Source organism: Roseivirga sp., assembly GCF_049099775.1.
Taxonomy (GTDB): Bacteria; Bacteroidota; Bacteroidia; order Cytophagales; family Cyclobacteriaceae; genus Roseivirga.
In genome coordinates this window covers 1-1941 of sequence record NZ_JAGDZM010000034.1, presented here as the reverse complement: position 1 = coordinate 1941, position 1941 = coordinate 1, and the positions used below count along the sequence as shown (strand labels likewise).

Here is a 1941-nt window from a genome sequence, read left to right as displayed (position 1 = left end):
GTGATGCCAATGAGTTATTGATCTTACAAAGCCATCGGTTTAGGTTTTATGCACGTAATGCGTTCGTACAAACCGAACTTTCAAGTAATTCAGGAAATTATGAGGCCACCGGTTTTCGTTGGAGGTCTTCTGACGATAGTTTGGCAGTAAATCAAGATGGCAATTTGACGCTGGATACGTTACTTAATACAAGCAACACGGCTATTCGATCTGGCGGTACATTAGTGATAGGAACAGATCAGGATGCGGTAGATGGAGGTTATGAACCCGCACAATTTCATTCGGGTACATTTACAGAGCTGATGCTGTATAATGTATACCTTAATACGGCCCAAAATACGATAGTTAACAACTATCTAGCCGCTAAATATAATCTGTCGATTACAAACGATTTCTACGCCTATCAAGCCAGTCACCCCCATGATGTGGCCGGCATTGGAAGGCATGATGTTGATAACATCCATAAAGCGGCTATGTCTGACAATATTTTAAGGATAGAAAACGCTAGTAACCTTATCAACGATGAATCATACATGCTTTTTGGTCATGATAATGGGGCAATTGATACATGGTCGGAAAGTATTGGTTTAAATACACTGAAAATACCGAGAGCATGGCGTGTAGATAAGACAGGAGACTTGGGTGATGTGGATGTTATTATTGATACTAGTCAACTACCTGCTCTACCCTCTGGTTATACCGATTACATTTTGTTAGTAGATACTGATGGAGATTTTAGTTCAGGTGTTACCTACTATCCGTTTACTGCCGATGAAGTCAATGAGTATAAGTCCCCTGATTTGTCGCTTAATAATGGAGATTATTTATCCATAGCTACTTTTAAACCAATACTAACAATAATAAGTGAGAACACTGTCAGTGGACTGGAAAATGCTGATTTTACTTTTAATGTATCGCTTAATTTCGTTCCGACCGAAGCCGTGACCATTGATGTAGTGATTTCAGACCTTTCAACCTCTGATGCAGATTATAACGTTAACGTAAACAATAGTCAAATAACAATTCCAGCTGGCAGTACTACTGGAAGTTATACACTGGATATTGTAAATGACGGCATAGTTGAATCAGATGAAAGTCTTCAAATTAGCCTATCCAACCCTTCCTTACCTCTGACACTCTTAAATAACGATATTAACTACACCATTTTGAATGATGACGAATATGAATTGAGTTTTCGAGAGGCCTTTTATTCTGGCTACGAAAACATTGCGGATAATAGTAGTGGTACTCCAAATCCAAACATTTTAATTGAAATGGATCAGCCCGCTCAATCAGATTTAGTCATAAGATATAGTCTTGATTTAGGATACAGTAATGATGCAGAACTAAACAGTGACTACGTATTAACTGGTTATAATACAGTTACTATGTTAGCAGGTACTGACGAGGTTGAAATTCCTGTTCAGATAATTGATGATGGATTTTATGAATTAATTGAGGTTTTCCGTGTAGAATTTACAGCTGATCCATCCTATCGGATCTCTTCAACAAATAATAAACTTGCTTATGTTATATACAATAGCTCAGATTCACCGGAACCAACTATCGGATTTATCAATGGGTCAGTCAGTGTGAATGAGTCTGCTAGGTCAGTAAGCATCGGAGTTAGTTTAGATGCTGCATCAGGTGTTGATGCATCTGTTGACTATCAGGTTTCAGGGGGTACAGCTACCGGCAGTGGTGTGGACTATACACTTTCAAGTGGTACACTGACAGTTCCTGCTGGCGATACTGAAGCTTTTATTGATATCACCTTAATCCATGACCTATTGGAAGAAGGTACTGAAACTATTGAGTTGCTCCTCTCTAATCCCGATGAATCAGTACTAGGCACCAGTTCTGCTACTTTGAATATTCTTGATGCTCCTACAATTGGTATAACTGGCCCAGGTGGCGTGGGTGATGCTACTAATAATATTT

At 38.9% G+C, this 1941-nt stretch carries 1 protein-coding gene; it reads left to right on the top strand.

Annotated elements, in window-relative coordinates:
* Positions 1–1941, top strand: a 1941-nt coding sequence (locus JXQ92_RS19275; protein WP_421988285.1) for a Calx-beta domain-containing protein, incomplete at both ends; no start/stop codon positions are given.